The organism is Parapedobacter indicus, assembly GCF_900113765.1.
Classification (GTDB): Bacteria; Bacteroidota; Bacteroidia; order Sphingobacteriales; family Sphingobacteriaceae; genus Parapedobacter; species Parapedobacter indicus.
This window is the reverse complement of record NZ_FOQO01000006.1, coordinates 274,715-295,030: the sequence shown is the minus strand read 5'-3', so window position 1 is coordinate 295,030 and position 20,316 is coordinate 274,715. Positions and strand designations below refer to the sequence as shown.

General features: G+C 48.3%; 11 protein-coding genes. 4 read left to right on the top strand and 7 right to left on the bottom strand.

The features are described 5' to 3' along the window. The first annotated feature begins 1 nt into the window (after position 1). Positions 2-1,402, top strand: a complete 1,401-nt coding sequence (locus tag BMZ56_RS14000; protein WP_090627730.1) for a sulfatase-like hydrolase/transferase — start codon at positions 2-4, stop codon at positions 1,400-1,402. Positions 1,403-1,406: 4 nt separating this feature from the next. Here the strand turns inward: BMZ56_RS14000 and BMZ56_RS13995 are convergent, their stop codons facing one another. From BMZ56_RS13995 to BMZ56_RS13975, 5 genes are all read right to left on the bottom strand, one after another. After that, positions 1,407-2,000, bottom strand: a complete 594-nt coding sequence (locus tag BMZ56_RS13995; protein ID WP_143072927.1) for an LEA type 2 family protein — start codon at positions 1,998-2,000, stop codon at positions 1,407-1,409. Positions 2,001-2,155: 155 nt separating this feature from the next. Continuing rightward, positions 2,156-2,530 (bottom strand): hypothetical protein, encoded by a 375-nt coding sequence (locus tag BMZ56_RS13990; RefSeq protein WP_090627726.1) that lies wholly within the window; start codon positions 2,528-2,530, stop codon positions 2,156-2,158. Positions 2,531-2,587: 57 nt separating this feature from the next. Further along, positions 2,588-4,912, bottom strand: a complete 2,325-nt coding sequence (locus BMZ56_RS13985) for a glycoside hydrolase family 95 protein (protein ID WP_245893217.1) — start codon at positions 4,910-4,912, stop codon at positions 2,588-2,590. A gap of 84 nt (positions 4,913-4,996) precedes the next feature. Further along, complete coding sequence (locus BMZ56_RS13980; RefSeq protein ID WP_090627722.1) at positions 4,997-6,607, bottom strand: RagB/SusD family nutrient uptake outer membrane protein; 1,611 nt, start codon at positions 6,605-6,607, stop codon at positions 4,997-4,999. 20 nt (positions 6,608-6,627) lie between these two features. Next, positions 6,628-9,723, bottom strand: a complete 3,096-nt coding sequence (locus BMZ56_RS13975) for a SusC/RagA family TonB-linked outer membrane protein (RefSeq protein WP_218146569.1) — start codon at positions 9,721-9,723, stop codon at positions 6,628-6,630. Positions 9,724-10,068: 345 nt separating this feature from the next. Between BMZ56_RS13975 and BMZ56_RS13970 the strand changes: the two genes are divergently transcribed. From BMZ56_RS13970 to BMZ56_RS13960, 3 genes are read left to right on the top strand one after another with little or no spacing between them, the layout of a single operon-like run. Continuing rightward, positions 10,069-12,270: an alpha-galactosidase gene (locus tag BMZ56_RS13970; RefSeq protein ID WP_245893218.1), complete on the top strand. Its 2,202-nt coding sequence runs from the start codon at positions 10,069-10,071 to the stop codon at positions 12,268-12,270. A gap of 51 nt (positions 12,271-12,321) precedes the next feature. After that, a complete protein-coding gene (locus BMZ56_RS13965) occupies positions 12,322-13,362 on the top strand; it encodes a GntR family transcriptional regulator (RefSeq protein ID WP_090627720.1) in 1,041 nt (346 codons plus the stop codon). Continuing rightward, a complete protein-coding gene (locus BMZ56_RS13960) occupies positions 13,363-14,964 on the top strand; it encodes a solute:sodium symporter family transporter (RefSeq protein WP_090627718.1) in 1,602 nt (533 codons plus the stop codon). It begins immediately after the preceding gene. Here BMZ56_RS13960 and BMZ56_RS13955 read toward each other — a convergent pair. After that, positions 14,954-16,882, bottom strand: a complete 1,929-nt coding sequence (locus tag BMZ56_RS13955; protein ID WP_090627918.1) for a glycoside hydrolase family 97 protein — start codon at positions 16,880-16,882, stop codon at positions 14,954-14,956. The two genes, BMZ56_RS13960 and BMZ56_RS13955, sit on opposite strands and share 11 nt — an antisense overlap. Before the next feature lie 76 nt (positions 16,883-16,958). Further along, positions 16,959-20,303, bottom strand: a complete 3,345-nt coding sequence (locus tag BMZ56_RS13950) for a DUF5107 domain-containing protein (RefSeq protein WP_245893220.1) — start codon at positions 20,301-20,303, stop codon at positions 16,959-16,961. Between the last annotated feature and the right edge of the window lie 13 nt (positions 20,304-20,316).

Here is a 20,316-nt window from a genome sequence, read left to right as displayed (position 1 = left end):
TATGATTACTATCAATTGTAAAACAGTGCTTATTGCGTCATTCGCATTTGCGACAGTGATAATCGGCGGAGCAGTTCGGGCGCAGACGCAACCGAACGTATTGCTGATTCTGGCCGACGATCTGGGAACTCTGGATCTGAATTGTTACGGATCGGGAGATCTGGCAACACCTAACCTAGATCGACTTGCGAAACGTGGTGTCCGATTCACCCAATTCTATGCCGTCGCACCCGTATGCTCACCCTCTCGCGCGGGACTGCTAACGGGAAAAACGAATTTGGGGGCGGGTTTGCCGGGAAATGTTCCCGTGCCGGAGAAAGATCTGGAAATGAAGGCCGGACTCCCGTCTTCGGAAATCACCATCGCCGAGATGTTGAAAAATAACGGCTACTACACAGCGTTAGTGGGTAAATGGCATCTGGGCCACGCTCCGGACAAACTGCCAAATGCGCAGGGTTTCGATTATTTTTTCGGTCACCAACGAGGCTGTATTGATAACTATTCGCATTTTTTCTTTTGGAGCGGACCGAACCGGCACGACCTCTATCAGAACGATGAAGAGATCTACCGGCCGGGAAAATATTTTCCCGATTTAATGGTCGACGAGATCAAAGAAACGATAGACCGTTCGGGGAATCAACCTTTTTTTATTTATTGGGCAGCGAATGTTCCCCATTATCCGTATCAGGGAACGGAAAAATGGTTAGATCATTACAAAGACCTGGCATCTCCACGACGGGAATATGCTGCATTTGTTTCGTCCCTGGATGAACGGATCGGTTGGGTACTTGATGAGTTGGAGAAGAAGGGGGAGTTGGAAAATACCATTATTGTTTTCCAATCCGATCACGGGCATTCGTATGAAGAGCGGGCTTTTTGGGGTGGAGGCAACTCCGGCCCTTATCGCGGAGGAAAGTTCAGTATGTTCGAAGGGGGCATCCGGGTGCCTGCGCTAATCAGTTATCCACGCACACTACCTTCAGGAATTGTATGCGATGCCGTCAGTTCCGGTATGGATTGGTTTCCAACCATCGCGGCACTGACTGGCGCAAGGTATCAAGCCGATAGCGTGGAAGGTATAAGTTTGCTGCCGGTCATCGCTGATAATGCTGAGAAGACACCGGAGCGGGAATTACATTGGCAAACCGGATCATATGATGACAGCAAGAGTGCTTGGGCCGTGAGGAAAGGCGACTGGAAGCTATTGGGCAATCCGATGGATCCGGATCCGAAATGGGATCCGACTGCTACGGGGGAAGATTTCAACGGAAAAGATCGGTTGTTTTTGGTACAGCTTTCTTCGGACACGGGGGAGAGAACAAACCGGGCCGGAGATCATCCGGAAAAGGTGAAGGAACTGCTTGGACTGCACCAGCGGTGGCTTGAACGGGTACGAAGATAGATACTTACCGTATGATGCCGTGTTTGATTAAAAACTCGGCATCAACTTCTTTGTCAATGTCGATATAACCGGGATAATTGATTGCTTGATTGCCCAAAGCCAAGGTGGGTTTGATCTTAAAGGTAAGATTGACCTTTTCGTCGGTCGCGCCATTGTGTGTACGTTGGATGAAAGTTAGCAGCTTGTCCAGCGTTTCGCGGTCCGAAAGAAATTTGTATACATTGGTTCGTAATTTTACAGGCACAACAACCGTTTCTCCTGCCGGAACTTCAATAGGCAGATCCGAAACGCCATCCAATACTTCCCGGCCTTCTACCTCCACTTTATAGGCAAATTGCTGGATTCCTGCAAGGTTATTTGTCGGATTGGTAATGCGCACATTCAACACGCCTGAAAGGGGGATATCCCGGCTCAGGAAACCTAATGCCACGCCGGGGAGTTGGCTTACATCCACTCGCCCGTTAGCAATCAGTTTATTAACATCGGTACCCGCTAGAAAAATGCTGTCGGCTGAGACAAATTCGTAGCGGCATTTTTCCAATGTCCGAAGTGCCTTTGCTTGTTTATCCAGCGTGCAGGAAACGATCGAAGATATCACGCTGAATGCTAGTATAACGACCCGCACAGCTGTCCACAGTTTTATTCGAATTGTCTGATGTTGTTTACGCTTTGTCACGGTTTTCGTACGTTATAAGTCGTGCAAGGTAAGAAAAAAGGGTGGTTTTCCTAAACCACCCTCTTTCATTGTTGCCTTTATCGGCTGCAATCAGCCGTCCATGTGCCCCGGTCGTCCGTAACAAGCATATTCAGCGAACTTGCCGTAATCCGGATGCCCGTAAACCCTTCTCCTATACCGACATACGTGTTGCCATCTTTTTCGAATTTAACACCGGTAATGTCTGGAATGCCACTCCCAAAAAGAAAGGAATAGCTATCGCCTGCTTTCGCCACGGTTACACGGCCATCTTCGTCGATAATCGTCTCTTCACCGTTGTTAAATGAGATATCTCCCTCATACGTTCCGACAAATAAGTCTGTTTCCGAAGGATCCGTATCCTTATCACAAGAAACCATAAACATCAATGAAACCAACACCAATGTTCCAATCACTTTCACTGTATTCTTCATAACGTTGTAGTTTTGTTACACAGTGAAAGAGGCAAAGGCTATGCCAAAGGTCCGGGATTACTCGCCGTTATAGACCGTCATCGTTCCATTTACCAGCACATTGACTGGCTTGTTTGTCGGCGAATGGATGTGGTAATCGACTACTGTTCCATCTTTCCATTTGATATCCACGGTGTAGTTGCCCCGGGCTTTAAGTCCCTTCACTTCGCCGGTTGACCAAGCATCCGGCAAGGCCGGCAAAAGGTGGATGAATCCGGCATGGCTTTGCAGAAGCATCTCTGCAATGCCTGCTGTGCCGCCGAAGTTTCCGTCGATCTGGAAAGGAGGGTGGGCACAGAAGAGGTTGGGATAAGTGCCGCCCGATCCGCCACTCATGTTGATCTCGCTGCCCAATGCGGGTTGCAGTAACTGCCGGAGAATTTCCAAAGCATGATTTCCATCCTGCAGCCGTGCCCAAAACAGGATTTTCCAGGCCCTGCTCCAACCTGTCCCCGCATCGCCGCGTACCTGTAAGGTCTTTCTGGCGGCGTCGGCCCACTCTGGAGTAGTTTGTGGGGATATAAAAGGTGCCGGATAAAGCCCATATAGGTGCGATACATGGCGGTGCTGGGGTTCGGGTTCCCGGTATTCCTCCAACCATTCCATGACCCGCCCATCGCTGCCGATTTGTACGGGCGGAGGGAGGTGCGCTAAGTCCATTCCGAGTGTGTCAATAAATGGATCTCGGATGTTCAATTGTTCAGCTGCGGCAAGTACATTGTTGTACAGCTCACGCACAATCTGGTTGTCAATGGTGGGGCCCATCACCACGCTGGTACGCTTGCCATTGGCCATCAGGAAGGAATTTTCCGGAGACACCGAAGGTGCAGTAACCAGCCAACCGTGGCGGGGCTCTTTAATCATCGTGTGATGATAGAAACGCGCAGCTTCCCGTAATATTGGAAACACTTCCGCTAGGTAGGCCGTATCTTGTGTGAATAGGTAATGTTCCCATAGGTGATTGCACAGCCAGCCGGACGCAGTGCTTGCACCCCATGAGGCTTCTTCCCCGGGTGCTGTATATCCCCATACATTGGCGATCATGTAACATACCCACCCTGGGGCATTGTAATATGCTTTTGCTGTTTTTTTACCTTCTTGGGCGAGGGTCTTGATGAGCTCGATAAAGGGTTCATGTAATTCAGAAAGGTTGGCAACTTCCACAGGCCAGTGATTCATCTGCGCATTGATATTCAGATGGTAGTCCCCGTTCCAGGGCGTTTGGATCTGGTGGGCCCACAATCCTTGCAAATTGGGAGGCAAAAGACCAGGACGTGTACTACAGATGCTTAGGTATCTTCCGTATTGGAAATAAAGCGCCGCCAAACCGTTATCGGCTGCTGGGCGTTCATAAAACCGCCTTAATCGCTCGTCGGTAGGAAGGTCTGCGGTAGATTTATCATCGATTTCCAATGAGACGCGGTTGAAGAATTTCCCAAAGGCAGTCTGATGCAGCTGTTTCTCTGCCTGATAAGCGTGCTTTAGCGCGGCTTCCATTAAGCTTTGGGATCGTGTCAAATGGGATGTGTTTCTGAAATCAGTGGCGATGGATACATAGAGAATCGCTTCATCTGCGCCGGCGAGATGTAAAGCGCGATCATCCACGGTAAGTTTCCCACCTTGGTGCTGGATGCGTATGCGTGCGATATACCGCATGCCGATGCCGCCGCGTCCGTCAGAAAGTGCTCCAGATAACTGTAATTCCTGACCTTCTGTCTTAATCTTCGCACGTTCATCACGGGTCAATGTAACGGAAAAGTCCAATGACCTGCGTTTATCGGCTGTCAGCCGGATGATTCCGACATCGCTGCCAAAGGAAGTGAAATATTCCCGGTGGTAGCGAATGCCGTTAGTTTCAAATTGCGTAGTGGCAATTGCGGAAGGTAAATCCAGTTGCCTGCGATATGCATGCGCGTCATCGGCATGATGATAATCGATTTGCAGTTCGCCGAGGGTCTGGAAACATCCAAACGGTACGTTGGCGCCGTTTCCATGTCCACTGCCCGCTCCGGTGCACACAAAATTGGCATTGACCAGTGCTTCGGCTTCATCATTTCGGCCGGCCAACAGCAGTCGTTGGATTTCTTTCACGCTTTTATGCGCCTCGTAGTTGTTGGCATCCTGGGAGCTGCCGGACCAAAGGGTAATGTCGTTTAGTACAATTTTTTCTTGAGTAATACCACCATCGGGCATCATGCCCAGGCGTCCATTGCCCAAAGGAAGGGTTTCTTCCCATTGTGTTGCCGGCGCGGTATACCAAAGTTGGAGCGGCTGTTGTGCAAAAGCCATGAAAGAACATAGGACGACCAGACAGCAGAGTACGTTACTTTTGAAAGACATCATTGTGTGTATAATTAAACTAAAATATCCGTTGCAAGGTTCAAAATAAAACAGAACCTTGCAACGGATATTTTTGGGTAGGTTGAATTAATTATATCCCGGGTTTTGATCGGCTGGGGTGAATGCCTCATTCGTTTTGATCTCCGTATCGGGAATGGGATATCGTTTGTGAAAATCCTGTATGGTTCCCGACTCGTTTGCCCATTTGTTGCGCGCTTTTACCAGTTCTACAAACTTACCCGTACGCAACAGGTCGATACGGCGCCAACCTTCAAAACATAACTCGCGCATACGTTCGTCCATAATTTTAGCGCGGAAGTCGTCTTGAGATAGGGTACCCCACTTCTTATCTTCCGGTAGCGTGCCTCCCCATGCCCGCTTACGAATCTGGTCATTTACGATGGTTATCGCGTCAGCGGTTTGCCCTAATTCGTTCAAACATTCGGCATGCGAAAGCAACACATCCGCGTATCGTATTACCGCGAAATTTTTACCCGAGTTCCACATATTATTAATTCCAAGACCCGAAAGAGCATCCGTACGGTAGTCTTCATATTTTTTGATATGCGGATCCAACTCGTCGGTTGTTCCGGTCCACTGTGTTTTTGATAAATCCGGGGTTACATATTGAAAGGAACCGTCGGAACTGTATTTGTTGGTATAATACGTGAAGTCCTCGCGTAATGCGTCCCCTTTACGGGTGTCTCCGTCTTCCCAAACACCGCCTTCCTCTACCGTTTTATAAGCGAACGGGGTAGGAAGAAGAAAATCATAACCAGAGAAAGAACAGGCTTGGCTAAACCAGGAGTCGACGGCGCGCGAACCGGTATCAAACTGCCAAAAATTACAGTCAGGCCATACATTGTTGAATTGCAGCTCAAATAACGATTCTGCCGTATTTGGGTTATCATAGCGGAATAAATCGCCATACTGATCCAGCAATCTGTATCGTCCCATAGCAATGATCTGCTTAAAGCAGTCGTCTGCTTTAGAAAAATCACGTAGGTTGGTCGATTCGGGAGCAGCCATATACGCCTTCCCCAACATGGCCAAAGCGGCACCTTTCGTCGCCCGTTGTGGTTCGCCATCGTACGATTCGGGTAAATTTTCGGCGGCTAGGGTGAAATCGTCGATAATATACTGCCACACAACATCCAACGGTTGGCGTCCCAGTCCCAGCTCCTCAGTCTTGGTCATATCAATAACGGGGATTTCACCCCAGAACATGCTCAGTTCAAACATCAGCAAGCCACGGATAAAACGTGCTTCACCCATTAATTTGTTGGCACGTTCGGGATCTTCTTTCGTTAAACCCAGTGCATAAATGGCCTTTGCTGCCGAGACAACGGCGGGCCAACGATTGTTCCAGATACTAGCCACCTGCGTGGACGTTGCGTTCAACTGCCCGTTGTATTTGTCCATACCTGCCTGATCACCCGAGGAAATCAATTGATAATTGCCCTGTTGTGTTTCGTCGGTACCCAAATAAGGCATCAAGCCATTACGACCTTCTTTACATTTGCGATAGCTATCATATAATCCGAGAACCAACGGTTGTACATTATCTATCTTTTCAAAAACTTGCTCTTCTGTCAGTGATCCTGTGGGTTCTACAGACAGAAAATTCGAACAAGAAGATGTGCTGAGTATCAGTGCGTAGGTTAAACCTATTGCGCTATATTTATATATCTTTTTCATCTGATTAAATTGTTTTTTCCTTAAAACGCCATGTTTATACCGAATGTCCACATACGTGTCGGTGGGTACCAGTCGCCCATTTCAGGATCGTATCCTTTATAATTCGTCAGACAGAATAGGTTGGACCCCGTCGCGTAAACACGTAAATTGGAGAATTTAGCCGCATTGATAACCTGATTTGGGAAGGTATAGGCCACGGTTAGGGCCGACAACCGTAGAAAGGATGCATCCTGTACACTGAAGTCCATTTGATTCACATTGTAGTGATTATAATCAAACCCTGCCAATACGCGTGGAAACGCTGCACCTGTGTTCTCCGGGGTCCAACGGTCCAACAGATCGGTGGAAGCCACACTTGACCCGCTACTCGCAATTAACGATTCATACCATGGACTTAACTTTTTCGCGCCATAGGAATAACTAAACACCGCATTCAACGAGATATTTTTCCAATTCAAATCCGAAGAGAACCCGCCATAAAATTTAGGATCGGTCGCCCCGATAACAACACGGTCATTCTGATCGATTTGACCATCTCCATTGAAATCCAATGGATAGAGGTCTCCTGGATTGACGTTGTAACCATTCCAGTTGATCTGATTCAAACGATCCATGTCAATCGCCTGCGCAATCCCTCCTGTTCTCCACAGGTATAAGGTATTGCGTGATTCGCCCAAGAATAAGTTGCCTTCTTTCTGAATGTTGCGGTCACCATCTACATTATAAACCACACCGGTATTTCCGTAAAGTTGGGTAACCTTATTTTTATCCATCGAGAAGGTTGCTGCAAAATTCCATTCGAAATCTGTTGTTCTCAATAGATTGGCATCCAACGCGAATTCCAGGCCTTTGTTCTCAATGGCTCCAATATTCTCAATGGTGTTCGAATAACCGGTAGTCGTAGCCAGGGAGTGGCTCATCAGCAAATCTTTGTTTTTAATCAAAAACGCATCCACCGACAGACGGAAACGGTTCTGTAAGAATCCCATGTCTAAACCTAGGTTCCACTGCTGCTGCTTTTCCCAACTGATATCCGGTGTACCCCGACGTCCATTCGATCCAAATGAATACGTATAGCCCGTCTCTACGGTACCGGTATAGCTGACGTTATACAAAGAGAGGTAAGCGAAATCATCGATATTCTGGTTACCGACGATACCAAAACCGGTACGTAGCTTCAATTGATCAAAGAAATGCTGCTCTTTCATAAAATCTTCTTCCGTTAGGTTCCACGCTGCCGATAAAGACGGGAACAGGCCCCACTGGTTTCCATGGGCAAATTTGGAAGAACCGTCGTAACGGCCGGTGGCCGTCAATAAATATCGGTCGTCATAGGTATAGTTTATACGGGCAATGTAGGATAACAACGTCTGTTCTGACCATCCTGAACCCAAACCGCGTTGGTCTTTTTTGTAGCCCGACTGCAAACTATGGTACCCGAACAAATTAGATCCGTAACCCATCGCCGTTCCGTTAATATAACTATATTTTGTCTGGGTAGCACTGGTACCGACCATCGCGTTTAACTTGTGGCGGTCATGGAACGTGGTTGCATACGAAATCGTGTTATCCCATTGCCAAACCGTGCGCGTATCCCGGTTATCAACCGCTTCTCCCTGTGTTCCATAACGCTCCGACTCATAAATATCGTTGGGTGTATATTTGTTATCCTGCTTCTGTGCATAATCGACGGAAAACGTCGAACGCAGATTCAATCCTTCTATCGGATTCACATTCACATAGTTGGAAGTAAGCAAACGATTATAGACCAGGTCGTGGTCAACCCGCAACGAACGCAGTGGATTGAAGTTATTCTGATCGAAAATTCCCTGCCAGTTTAATGTTTCCAACTCGTCGGAAACGGCTAACATCGGATTAGCCAGACGGGCACGGTTCATGATACCGTCATCGACCAATGTATTGTTGGTGCGGGTATAGGTCGTATTGGTGCTGACCTTCAACCAGGGTTTAATCTGTTCGTCGGCATTGATACGTCCGCTGAACTTTTCTTGTTCCGATTTTTTAATAACCCCTTTGTGGTCTGTATAGCCGAAGCTGATATAATACGAACCTTTATCGTCTGCGTTGGACAGGCTTACCACATGGTTCTGCTGCCTGCCCGTACGGCTTACCGCATCCAGCCAGTCGTAATTTGAATGGTTAGTAAAGGCGTCAAATTCATAATCGGCGAACACAGTATTAGACCCCATGATCACATCATTGATATAGGCATCCACATCGCCGTCTGGATTGGTTTGCCGATAACCATTGATATAGGCCTCTTTACGAAGTTCAAACAATTGCTGGCTGTTCATCGTCTTCGGTGTGCCGGCATAGGTCTGAAATCCCATCCAGCCATCATACGTGACCCGTCCTTCACCTCTCCTGCCTTTTTTGGTCGTAATAACGACCACGCCATTAGATCCACGCGAACCGTAAAGCGCCGTGGCGGAGGCATCTTTCAGCACTTCGATGGAGGCAACGTCATTCAGATTCACCGCATTGAAGCCAGAAAAAGAGTTGTCCATGACCATACCATCCACCACATAGATCGGGTCAGTAGAACCATTGATGGTATTGATACCGCGGATCTTGATGGAGGCATCGTCTGTCGGACGGGTCGGGCTAGAAATAAAAACACCGGCAATACGGCCCTGAATGGCTTGGTTAATATTGGTTACGGGTTTTTCTTCCAGCACTTTGCTGCTCACACTACTTACGGCTCCTGTCAGATCACTTTTCTTGAATGCGGCACCTACAATAACTACTTCTTCAAGTTCTGTATTGTCTTCCTGCAAGACGACAGAAATAGTTGTCCGGTTGTTGATCTCGACGTCCTGACTGATAAAGCCTACGTTGGTAAAACGGAGCGTCCCATTGGATGGGGCAGTGAGTTGGTAGCTGCCATCCGCGGCGGTGGACGTACTTCCCGAGCCCCCGATAACAGAAATACTTACTCCCGGCAGGGAGGTACCGATACCGTCCGTAACACGTCCTGTGATACGGATGCTTTCGCCGCCTTGGGCCTTGGCATTCATCTCCCACAAGGGCAGAAGTGCCATCAGAAGCGCAAGGTATCGCACGATAGTTGATTTGGTGTGTAAAATGGAATACATAAGCTGCTTATAATTGAAATATTTAATTAAATGATCAGACAATATTCAAGGGGTCACTGGTTTTGAAATCGGCCATTCTTTAGTCTATACTATACTATACTATACTATAGAGAATGCAATAGTAGAAAAAAATAAATCAACCCCCAAATAAATTTTTAACTTTCTCATAACTAATAGTCTTGCAGTGGGTAAAAGTGCGTTTACGTTTGTGTTTTTTTTGGAAATTTGATCGGATTTCTTTGATTGTTTGAATATTGTATTACTTTTGCGTGATAGAACAGAATAGTACAGATGCTTGTTTGCTCTGTTCAGTTATAAGCTAAATGAACATTGAAAATTATTGAGATGATGCAAAAAAAACGTGTGAGATTAACCTTGCTGATTAACCTGTTTGTATATTGCTGTTTTTCCGGTATTGCTTATTCGCAGACCCAGACGATTCCATTGGAGACGAAGCACCACGCATTGGTGCTCCAGGTAAGCGATCAGCAAGATGTACGTATCAGTTATCTCGGTAGGCGGTTAAATCGTGTTGCCGAATATAAATCTATCCCCGATACTTATAAGCAATCCACTGATTATACCGGCCTATTGAATTCGGCATATACGCCATCTGGGTCCCGCAACCTGATGGAACCCGCCATTTCCGTGACGCATGCAGACGGCAACCAATCCTTAGACCTCCGGTATGTGAGCCATGAAATTCAGCAACTGGAAGATGGGATTTCTCTGCTTAAAATCGCATTGAAAGATCCGGTTTATCCCTTTGAAGTGACATTGTTTTACAAAGCTTATTTCAAAGATGATGTGGTGGAGCAATGGAGCGAGATCAAGCATGACGAGCGCGGAGCTGTTACCTTGCATAAGTTTGCATCCGCCAATCTTCATTTGAAAGCCAGTGCCTATTGGCTCCGCCAATATTACGGTGATTGGGCTAGGGAGATGCAGCCGGAGGAAGAAAAGCTGACCCACGGCATCAAGGTGCTGGATTCCAAACTCGGTACGCGTGCCAATTTATTCCAACCGCCGGTTTTCATGGTTTCGTTGGACCGGCCTGCAACCGAACACGAGGGTGAGGTGTTGCTGGGATCCCTGCAATGGAGCGGTAATTTTCGCACCGATCTCGAATTGGATCCGCAGAACAACCTGCGCATTATTTCAGGTATCAACAATTATGCATCCGACTATTCGCTGGAAAAAGGTGAGGTGTTTACCACGCCTGTATTTATGTATACGTTTTCGGCCCAAGGCAAAGGACTTGCAAGCCGTAATCTGCACAACTGGGCCCGCGATTACAAATTGCTCGATGGCCATGGCCAACGGCTTACCCTGCTGAATAACTGGGAAGCTACCTACTTTGATTTCAACGAAGAGAAACTGAAGGCACTGTTGAAAGACACCAAAAAACTGGGAGTGGACCTTTTTCTGTTGGATGATGGTTGGTTTGCCAATAAATATCCGCGGAACGGTGACACGGCGGGTTTGGGCGATTGGGAAGAAAATCGGTCAAAACTACCGAACGGAATCGGGACGTTGGTTAAAGAGGCTTCCGCCAATGGGGTAAAATTCGGTATCTGGATCGAACCCGAAATGGTAAACCCCAAAAGCGAGCTTTATGAAACACATCCGGATTGGGTTATCAAGCAACCCAAACGCGATGAATACTATTTCCGCAACCAATTGGTGCTGGACCTGAGCAACCCCGACGTGCAGGACTTCGTATTCGGCGTGGTAGATGACCTGTTTACCGAAAATCCGGATTTGGCCTACATCAAGTGGGATTGCAATGCCGTTATTTATAATGCCTATTCCGCGCACTTGGATAATCAATCGCATCTGTATATCGAATACGTACGTGGATTGTACAAGGTGCTGGAGCGGGTGCGTGCCAAGTACCCCACGGTGCCTATGATGCTCTGCTCGGGCGGCGGCGGCCGGGTAGATTACGCCGCGCTGCAATATTTCACCGAATATTGGCCGAGTGACAATACAGACCCGATGGAGCGGATCTTCATCCAATGGGAAAACTCCTACTTTTACCCGGCAATAGCGAGCGCAAACCATGTGACCGATTGGGGAAAGCAACCGATCAAGTTCCGCACCGACGTAGCCATGATGGGCAAGCTGGGGTTTGATATTGTGATTGACCACCTCAATGACAACGACCTTGCGTTCTGCCAACAGGCGGTGAAGACATACAACGGTATTAAGGGAACCATCTGGCACGGGGATCAGTACCGGTTGACCCATCCGCGTGAAAACAGCGTAGCCAGCATGCTTTTCGTGGACAAGGCAAAAGAAAAAGGGGTGCTGTTCAATTACCTTGTAAACAACCGGTATGATGAAGGGAGCCACCTTCCGATTAAATTAGATGGCCTCGATCCGGAACGCAATTACCGCATATCCGAAATCAACTTGTATCCGGGTACGTCTTCACCGATCGCTGGTGAGCAGGTGTATTCAGGGGATTTTTTGATGAAAATAGGGTTCAACCCACAGGTAAGGAAAGCCAGGGAAAGTGTTATTCTTCAACTGGAAGCAGAATAACACGCTGTTTATTTATATTTACCACATTACAAAAGAAAAATAGCTTCACATATGGAGATAAGTCAGGTCGACCCGGTCGTTTTTGTCATTCAGAAGATCCGTGCACTGGAAAACTTGCAGTCGCTCTCCAAGCACGAGCAACTGGTACAGGGAATACTGGATGCCATTGATGAAGGTGGACTGCGCACGAATGCCGCCCTGCCTTCGGTCAATACCATGATCAGTGAATTGGGATACGCACGGGAAACCATTGTAAAGGCTTACAAAGAGCTGATGGAGCGGGGGGTGATTGCTTCGAAAAACCGAAAGGGCTATTTTGTGATCAGCGGCAACATCCGCCAGCAGCAAAAGATCGCGCTGCTGATGTATGCGTTCGATACGTTTCAGGAAACGCTGTATAACAGTCTGAAAACCCATATCGACAAAGACATCCAGATCGATCTGTATTTCCATCACAACAATCCCGATGTATTTGAAGCCATCTTCAATCGGATTGCCGGGCACTACGGACTGTATATCGTAGCCCCGATCGCAACAGAGCGGATAAAGGAGTTACTAACGACGATACCTCCGTTCAAGTTGCTGGTCATTGATCGCCATTTGGCACTCGGAAGCGACTATTCATATATTACGCAGGAATTCCGGACCTCATCCTACCATATATTTCAGCAGTTGGCAGCGAAGCTGGCGGCCTATGAGGAAATCATCTTTTTTTTCAGGAAAAATACTGCAGAACCTTCGGAAATTCTGCAATCGTTTCGCAAATTCCTGAAAGATACAGGTTTGAAAGGCACGGTAAAGAAGCACTATGAAAGTGGCAGTATTGAACGTAACAAAGTATATTTTACGATTCACAATCCGGAGCTTTATGCCATCCTGAAAGATGTAATGGATAAAAAGTGGAAATTGGGTAAGGATTTGGCAGTACTCGCACATAACGATGACGTGGTGAAGGAAATTATTGCCGGAGGTATCACCACGTTTTCTGCCGATTTTGCGGAAATGGGCAGGCTGGCAGCCGATTATGTGCAAACCCGTGAAAAAATCCAGCAGGTAGTGCCTACTGCGTTGTATATTCGTAAATCTCTCTGATTGAATGCGGTAATTGTCATAAGTTTTCTGGTTTGTACGGTACTGGTTGCAGCAGTATCCTGGTACAAAACGCGTTCAGTCAATTTAAAATCCGTCTCGGGCCTATTCCTGGCAGGCAAAAACAACGGTTACCTCGTTGTCGCCGGTTCTTTGTTGCTTACCAACCTCAGCGCCAACCAGTTTATTGGTGAAAACGAGTCGGTTTACATCAACAATTTATCCGTTATGGCGTGGGGGGTGACTTCTGTCGTTGCGATGCTGTTGGTGTCTGAGTTTTTGTTGCCGGTCTATTTTAAGGGTGGGATGGTCACGACTCCTGATTTCCTGGCCGATCGGTACGATGAAGGGACGAAGCGATGGGTGTCGGTTATCTTTCTGCTCAGCTATGTGGTCAATTTGCTGCCACCGGTGCTGTACGGCGGTGCCGTGGCCATGACGGGCATGTTCGATTTACCGGCATGGTTTGGTGTATCCTATTGGCAATGCATCTGGATCATGGTATGGGTATTGGGATTGGTAGGCAGTCTCTACACCATTGCCGGCGGATTGAAGGCCATTACGATTTCGGACACGGTGTTGGGCGGTGGATTGCTCATTATCGGCATCTGTCTGCCTTGGTTTGCATTAAAAGCCCTGGGCGATGGCGATATCGTGGCCGGGGTAACTCGATTGCTCACGAAGCATACATCTCATTTAAATGCCATTGGCTCGGAAGCCGATGCTGTACCTTTCAGTACGTTGTTTACAGGCATGCTGCTGGTCAATATCTATTACTGGGGTATGGAGCAATATATTGTTCAGCAGGTGCTGGTTGCGAAAAATCTGGCACATGCGCAGAAAGGCATGGCGTTGGCCGCCGTGGGCAAGCTGGTTACGCCGGTCCTCATTAACCTGCCGGGGCTGATTGCTGTGCACCTTTACCCCGGCATCACCAATACGGCATCGGTTTTCCCTGTGCTCGCAGCCAATGCCCTTCCCGGCGTGCTGTTGGGCATGACCGCAGCGTTGGTTTTCGGGGCGGCCATGACCACCTACAACGCAGGGCTCCATGGCAGCAGTACGTTGTTTGTACTCAATATCTATAAACCTTATCGGGAAAGGCGAGGCGGCAGACCGACTGATGCAGAGCTTGTTCGCATCGGAAAGCGGTTTGAAATCACTATTTCGCTGTTAGCAATGATTACGGCACCGTTTATCCTGTTTGCACACAGCGGTTTCTATACCTACCTGCAGAAAGTGGCCGGTTTGTTCTCCATTCCCATTTTCACGATCGTTGTCGTCGGATTTCTGACCAAAAAGGTGCCGCCTTTTGCAGCCAAAATAGGTCTGTTATTTTTTATGGCGAGCTATTTTGCCTGCGAATATATTTTTCATGTCGGTCTTCATTTTCTCCATGTACTGGCGATACTGTTCGTGGTGACGTCATTATTGATGCTGGCCATCGGCAAATTTTGGCCCATGCAACAACAACAAATGCTTATGCCTGATTTGAAGATTCCGCTTACACCCTGGAAGCGACGGCACTTGGCATGGTTGCTGTTGGTATTGGCGATGCTGTGTCTGTATATCTTTTTTTCTAAATGGGGTGTTGTTAAGGGATAAATTGAATGATAAATCCTCCTTTAGGGGCTAAATTATAAGACCAATCAGGAGCTATCGGATGCGTGTGTATATCAAATTCCATTAATGGTTCTTCGCCTTCCGTAATGATCCGAAATTTAGAAAACTCCTTTCCGTATTTAGCAAGATCCAGTTTGATAGGTAGTTCGCTGTTGGTGCCATTTATACCCACGATATAGGAAAGGGAATCTTTTTGGCGGGAGAGAACGATGAATTTACCGGGTTCAGCCATTACGCTTTCGGTGTTGTCCCAAGTGGCGGGCATATCCGTCAATAAATCCTTCACCTCGACGGGAAGTGAATCAAATACCTCTTTTGAATCGGCGAAATGGATAATTCCAGATGTATAGATCATGGCCGTGGCGAGTTCATGAACTGCTGTATTAACACGGGGATATTTTCTCATTGTCAGTGCAAACGGCGTATAGTCCGCGGGGCCCGCTACGTTTCTTGTAAAAGGCAACACCGTATTCTGTTCTGCTGCTTTATCAGGGAACCTCGGTTCATAAAAGTAGCTTTCAGTGCCCAGTATCGCTTCCGCCGTCATGAAATTTGGCCAGGTCCTGTGCCAGCCTCTCGGAACGGAGGAACCATGGAGATTTACCAGTAAATGTTCGTTGGCGGCATCTTCAAAAACCGATTGCAACGCAGCCATTACTTCTTGTCTATCCGAACACCAGAAATCTATTTTAACGCCTTTGATGCCCATATCGGCCAGTTCTTTGAACCGTTTCTTTCGTTCTTCTGAATCAAAATAGCTTGCTGAATAGCCCCAAACCAGGGGTTTAATTCCTTTAGCGGCAGCATAGTCAATGATCCCCCCTTCGCGGTTCGCTTTTTCCCAACCCGCGTCAAATAGGGTGTATTCAAAGCCAAAGGAGGCTGCGAGATCCGAAAATTCATTGTAAATTTCAGGTGAATGATCATCCGGATGCGACCACCATGACCACGAGGCCTTCCCCGGTTCAATCCAAGAGGTGTCTTCGATTTTAGAAGCAGGAGCCAGATCGGTGACCAGGGTTGACAGTAAGATATCCCCGGCTTGATCACCCACGATGATCACCCGCCATGGCATCACCCAGGGAAGATTTGATGCTGGATAGGCATTTTCTTTCTCAGCTAGCGGCAACGTATATTTCTCGTCTTCTTTTGCAAATGCGATTCGATAGATTCCTCCCTCCGAATCCGGCTGCAGATGACAGCCCGGGTAAGAACCGTCTGTCCCGGACTCCGCAATGAGCACCCAGTTTTGGCTGTCATTGACATGAAAAAGCGCAGGCATGCACCAGCCTACAGAAGCGTTACGAGCATTACTGATGGGGTCACCCGAATTTACAGGAAGGTAGAAGTCTTCATAACCCGGGGTATAGTCGCCTGCTTTGTTATACGGCTGCAGCCAGCCTTTTGCCTTTTCTCCAATGTGGAATCCGGTAATTTCGTCTTTTATGATCCGTGTTTTCTCGTCGGTATCTGGAAACCGATAGCGGAAAGCAACTCCTTCTTCGCCGGCGACTAAGTCAACGATCATGCGTGCACCCTGATTATTTTTAAAGGTTATACTTTTGGTTTGAAAGACATGATCTATTTCTTTGTAATTACTCACCTTTAGTTCGTATTTCTCCCTTCTTTCCTCAACCGGTGAAATTTCGGCAACCGACAGTTGGGAGGTGAAATCCTGATCGTCACAGGTTAGGCCAAGCGGAGAGTCTGAAATGAGTGTTTTATCTCTGCGGGTTACCTGATAATATAGCTCGCCTTTCTCATTTAGGGACAAGGTAATTTTATTTAAACCATCTTTTGATTTTATGGTTAGCGATTCATCCGCCACACTACAACCGATACATAAAAGTGTTCCGACGATCGACAAAATGAGCGCTTGATAACTCGATTTACTTTTCATTTTTGCGACTTGATAAGTGAGGTTTAACATTTCTTTGATTTGCTGATACGATGCTCAAATTTTGCAAGGTAGTTAATTATGCGGTCAATGCCGAGCGCTGAATTAATCCGTTGTTTAATAATGACAAATGTGTGATCGCTCCCTGATGGCCCGCCTCCTGCTGCAACACCTTTTCCAGTGCCTCTTTCGCTTGTTCGTATTGCGCAAGTCCGAGGTAACCGAGCGCCTGCATGAAATAACAATGGGTTTGATTGCGTGCATTCAGATCCACGTCGAAGATCAGGAGATCCGGTAGTGAAACCGCGAAATAATCGATACTCACCTTGTCATGGAGGTGTGCCTTGCCATAATGCAGCAATTTTTCAAAGATTTCAGTTGCACGATCGTTCTCGCCGAGCTGTAACCAAGCCAGGCCCTGGTAGAAGATTTTGTCAGGCTGCTGATCGTTGTAGAACATGGCTGCTGCGGGCTCGTCCAGCCCGATGGTGGCTTGCCGGAAAGCGTGTAGGGCTTCGGCATTTCCCAGCTGTGCCAACGCGCGGCCCAGCCAGAAAAAGATGTCGTTTTCCTGTGCACCATGCAGTTTGCCTTCTCCGAGGGACTCAGGGTAGACCCGTGCGGCATGTAGGTGGTCAATGGCAGCGGCAGCATCTCCCGAATGCAAGGCTTTTTTTGCAAGTGCGATTCGGCTGTATACGTATTGACCGGATGCTTTGCCTTCACCACCTTCCCACGGATGGAATTTTCGTTGCAGCAACAGTTCCAGTGCTTTTTCCTCCTGCCCGAGCGTATTGTACAACGATACCCATTCCAGGTAAATATCATCGCGTTTCAGGGCGGTATCTAGACGGGCTTCCAGGAAAACCAGCCGGTCGGCAGGTTGCCGGTTCAGCAGCTTGTACAGCTGATCAAGCTCCATGAGTACCCGTGCATCGGAGGGATCCATGGCAAACGCCTTTTCATAACATGTGAGCGCCCGGACCGCATCCGCCCGTTTGTTGAAGTAAGCAATTCCGAGATTTCGAAACACGGTGGGTATGGCATCGGAAGCCTCTGCCGCTTTTTCCCACAACGAGATGGCTTCGTCATACTGCCGCTTATCGTAAAAAAGATTACCGAGGTAATAGGGAGCACGTGCATCGGACGGGTTTTGATCCATCGCGAAACGAAGCACACGGATATCGTCGAGCCGATTGGGAAAACATAGATAGGGGCTTGCGCTGGCGGCTTGTGCCAGTAACGCATTTGCTTTCGCAGGATTTCCCAACTGCTGCTGTATCCATGCTTGGTAATAAAATACCATCGGCGTACGTTCGGGTTCGGATACGCGATCTAAAAGTGCCAGTGCTTCTTCGTACAAGCCCGCCAGGCTGTAATCCACTGCATAGGCGATGACGTTATGGGCCGTGCCGCGTGCCCGGTTCGCTAACTGTTGTTCCCGGATCGCCGTTTCTTGATCATTGCCCAGCGCGCGGTTTGCCAGCGCCGATTCGTAGAGTGCGCCAAGATTGAACCGATCGTTCCGTAACGCCGTTTCACATACCGCGAGTGCCGCGGCCGGATTTCCCAGTTTCCGGTAGGCCGCGGACTGGAGTACGTAGGCTTTTCCATGCGATGCATTGCGCTGCAATGCTAAACCGGCATGTTCCAGCGCCGATTGAATACGGCCCCGAAGCATATCGATCTGTGCTACCGAGAAATAGCCAGCAGCTACCCATGCATGGCTCCAGGTGGCTTTGAAAAACGCTTCATAGGCGCCATCGATATCGTCTTGATAACGTAAACTCAGTCCAAGATTGTAATACGGTTCGCTATCGTACGGGTTGGGGTTTCGTTGTGTCGCTGTTTCGATCGCCCGCCGGAAAAAGGATTCGCTTTTTTTGAATTGTCCGCGCCGCAGGTACCAGGCTCCCAGTGCATTGTTGTTGCGGATATCCGTTGGATCGCGGCGCAACGCCTCTTCGTAATAAGGTACAGGGCTGTAGGTGGCGTGCCGGTATTGTTCCAGGTGCTGCCCCGTTAAGAACAGCTGCTCCGTGCTTTCCACCTCGGCAGGTGCCTTTGCAGGTTTAGCCGGTTCGGGCAGCTCGTTGGCCCTGTTTTTTGCCGGTTCATACCGGAGCAACTCACGGCCCTCGCCATCGGCCACCACAACGATAAGGTCGCGCTCGTCCGGTTTGCTGGTTGTTGGAATCAGACGTTCGTACGCCGACTCGGGATCCAACGCGATGGTATCTGCAAAGATTTGCTTTCCGTTGCTGGAAACGCGTACGTCCAGGTGCGGTTGCGGACCGGTCACCGCTACTTTCAATAGCCAGCCTTTTTCCGTTGGGTCAATGGCCAGCAAAATGTCCTTGCTTGCATTCTTGATCATTCCCAATGCCCGGTAGGGCATGAAATATTGCGTAAACGACTTCTCCTCGTAAGGCATCAGCCACGAAAAATCCGGTTGGTTATCCGTAAATACACCAGTCATCAATTCGATGTATGGACCATCTTCGTCGGTGAGATTCCGGTCCCACGCCTGGCCGAAATCCCCGTTGCCCCAGGTCCATTGCTTTTTCCCGGGTGATACATGGTGGTTGGCCACATGGAGCAGGCCGGCCTGTGAATCGTGTTCATATCCGCCGACAAAATCGTAATCGGACCGGATGGCCATATACGAGGTCGGAACGGGAATGTTCTTATAACGTGAAATATCGGTACCGGGAGCGTAATCGACTTTGTAATACGTGCCCGTTGCAACGGGAAAAGTAGATACATCCCGCTTGCCGTGGTCGAATACCGCGTTTACATCGGGTGGGAACACCGATTGGTAATCGTCATTGACCTTTACCGCCGGATTGGCCCACCAAAGGAAAGTCTGCGGCAACGGCGAGCGGTTGTAAAGTTTCGCTTTGATTTCTATGTAAGCCTTGTCGGGATGAAGTGTAAAACCCGCCATGCCTTTGGTATGGAACATTTTTTCTACTTCGTTTACCCACACGGTTTTGCTACCGTCGGCATGTTCCTCCAGATCGAAATCAATCGGTTCAAAGGTGCTGGGACGGTGATGCTGTGGCCAGTTAAATTCGATACCCCCGGAAATCCAGGGGCCGGTAAGTCCCACGAGGGCAGGTTTAATCACCTGGTTGTAGTAAACGAAGTGCCGTTGTCCGATTTTATCGTAAGCCAGCTGGATCCGGCCACCCAATTCCGGTAAGATCAGTACCTTGAGGTAGCGGTTTTCGAGGAAAAGCCCGATGTAACGCTTTTCGATCTTTTCGTCGGCTACTTTTTCAATAACCGCATTGGGATACACGACGCCACTGCTGCCTTGATATACCCGCTTTTCAAAAAACATGGGATTTTTTTCCGGTTCACCCACACCATAAGTTGGGATGATCACCTCTTCCTGCCAAATAGTTACCTGCATATCCATTCCTGCTATTCGT

Coding starts and splice junctions, on each gene's coding strand:
- BMZ56_RS13985 (WP_245893217.1), bottom strand. CDS start 4,912: ATGATGTCTTTCAAAAGTAACGTACTCTGCTGTCTGGTCGTCCTATGT.
- BMZ56_RS13990 (WP_090627726.1), bottom strand. CDS start 2,530: ATGAAGAATACAGTGAAAGTGATTGGAACATTGGTGTTGGTTTCATTG.
- BMZ56_RS13965 (WP_090627720.1), top strand. CDS start 12,322: ATGGAGATAAGTCAGGTCGACCCGGTCGTTTTTGTCATTCAGAAGATC.
- BMZ56_RS13955 (WP_090627918.1), bottom strand. CDS start 16,882: ATGAAAAGTAAATCGAGTTATCAAGCGCTCATTTTGTCGATCGTCGGA.
- BMZ56_RS13975 (WP_218146569.1), bottom strand. CDS start 9,723: ATGTATTCCATTTTACACACCAAATCAACTATCGTGCGATACCTTGCG.
- BMZ56_RS14000 (WP_090627730.1), top strand. CDS start 2: ATGATTACTATCAATTGTAAAACAGTGCTTATTGCGTCATTCGCATTT.
- BMZ56_RS13970 (WP_245893218.1), top strand. CDS start 10,069: ATGATGCAAAAAAAACGTGTGAGATTAACCTTGCTGATTAACCTGTTT.
- BMZ56_RS13980 (WP_090627722.1), bottom strand. CDS start 6,607: ATGAAAAAGATATATAAATATAGCGCAATAGGTTTAACCTACGCACTG.
- BMZ56_RS13950 (WP_245893220.1), bottom strand. CDS start 20,303: ATGGATATGCAGGTAACTATTTGGCAGGAAGAGGTGATCATCCCAACT.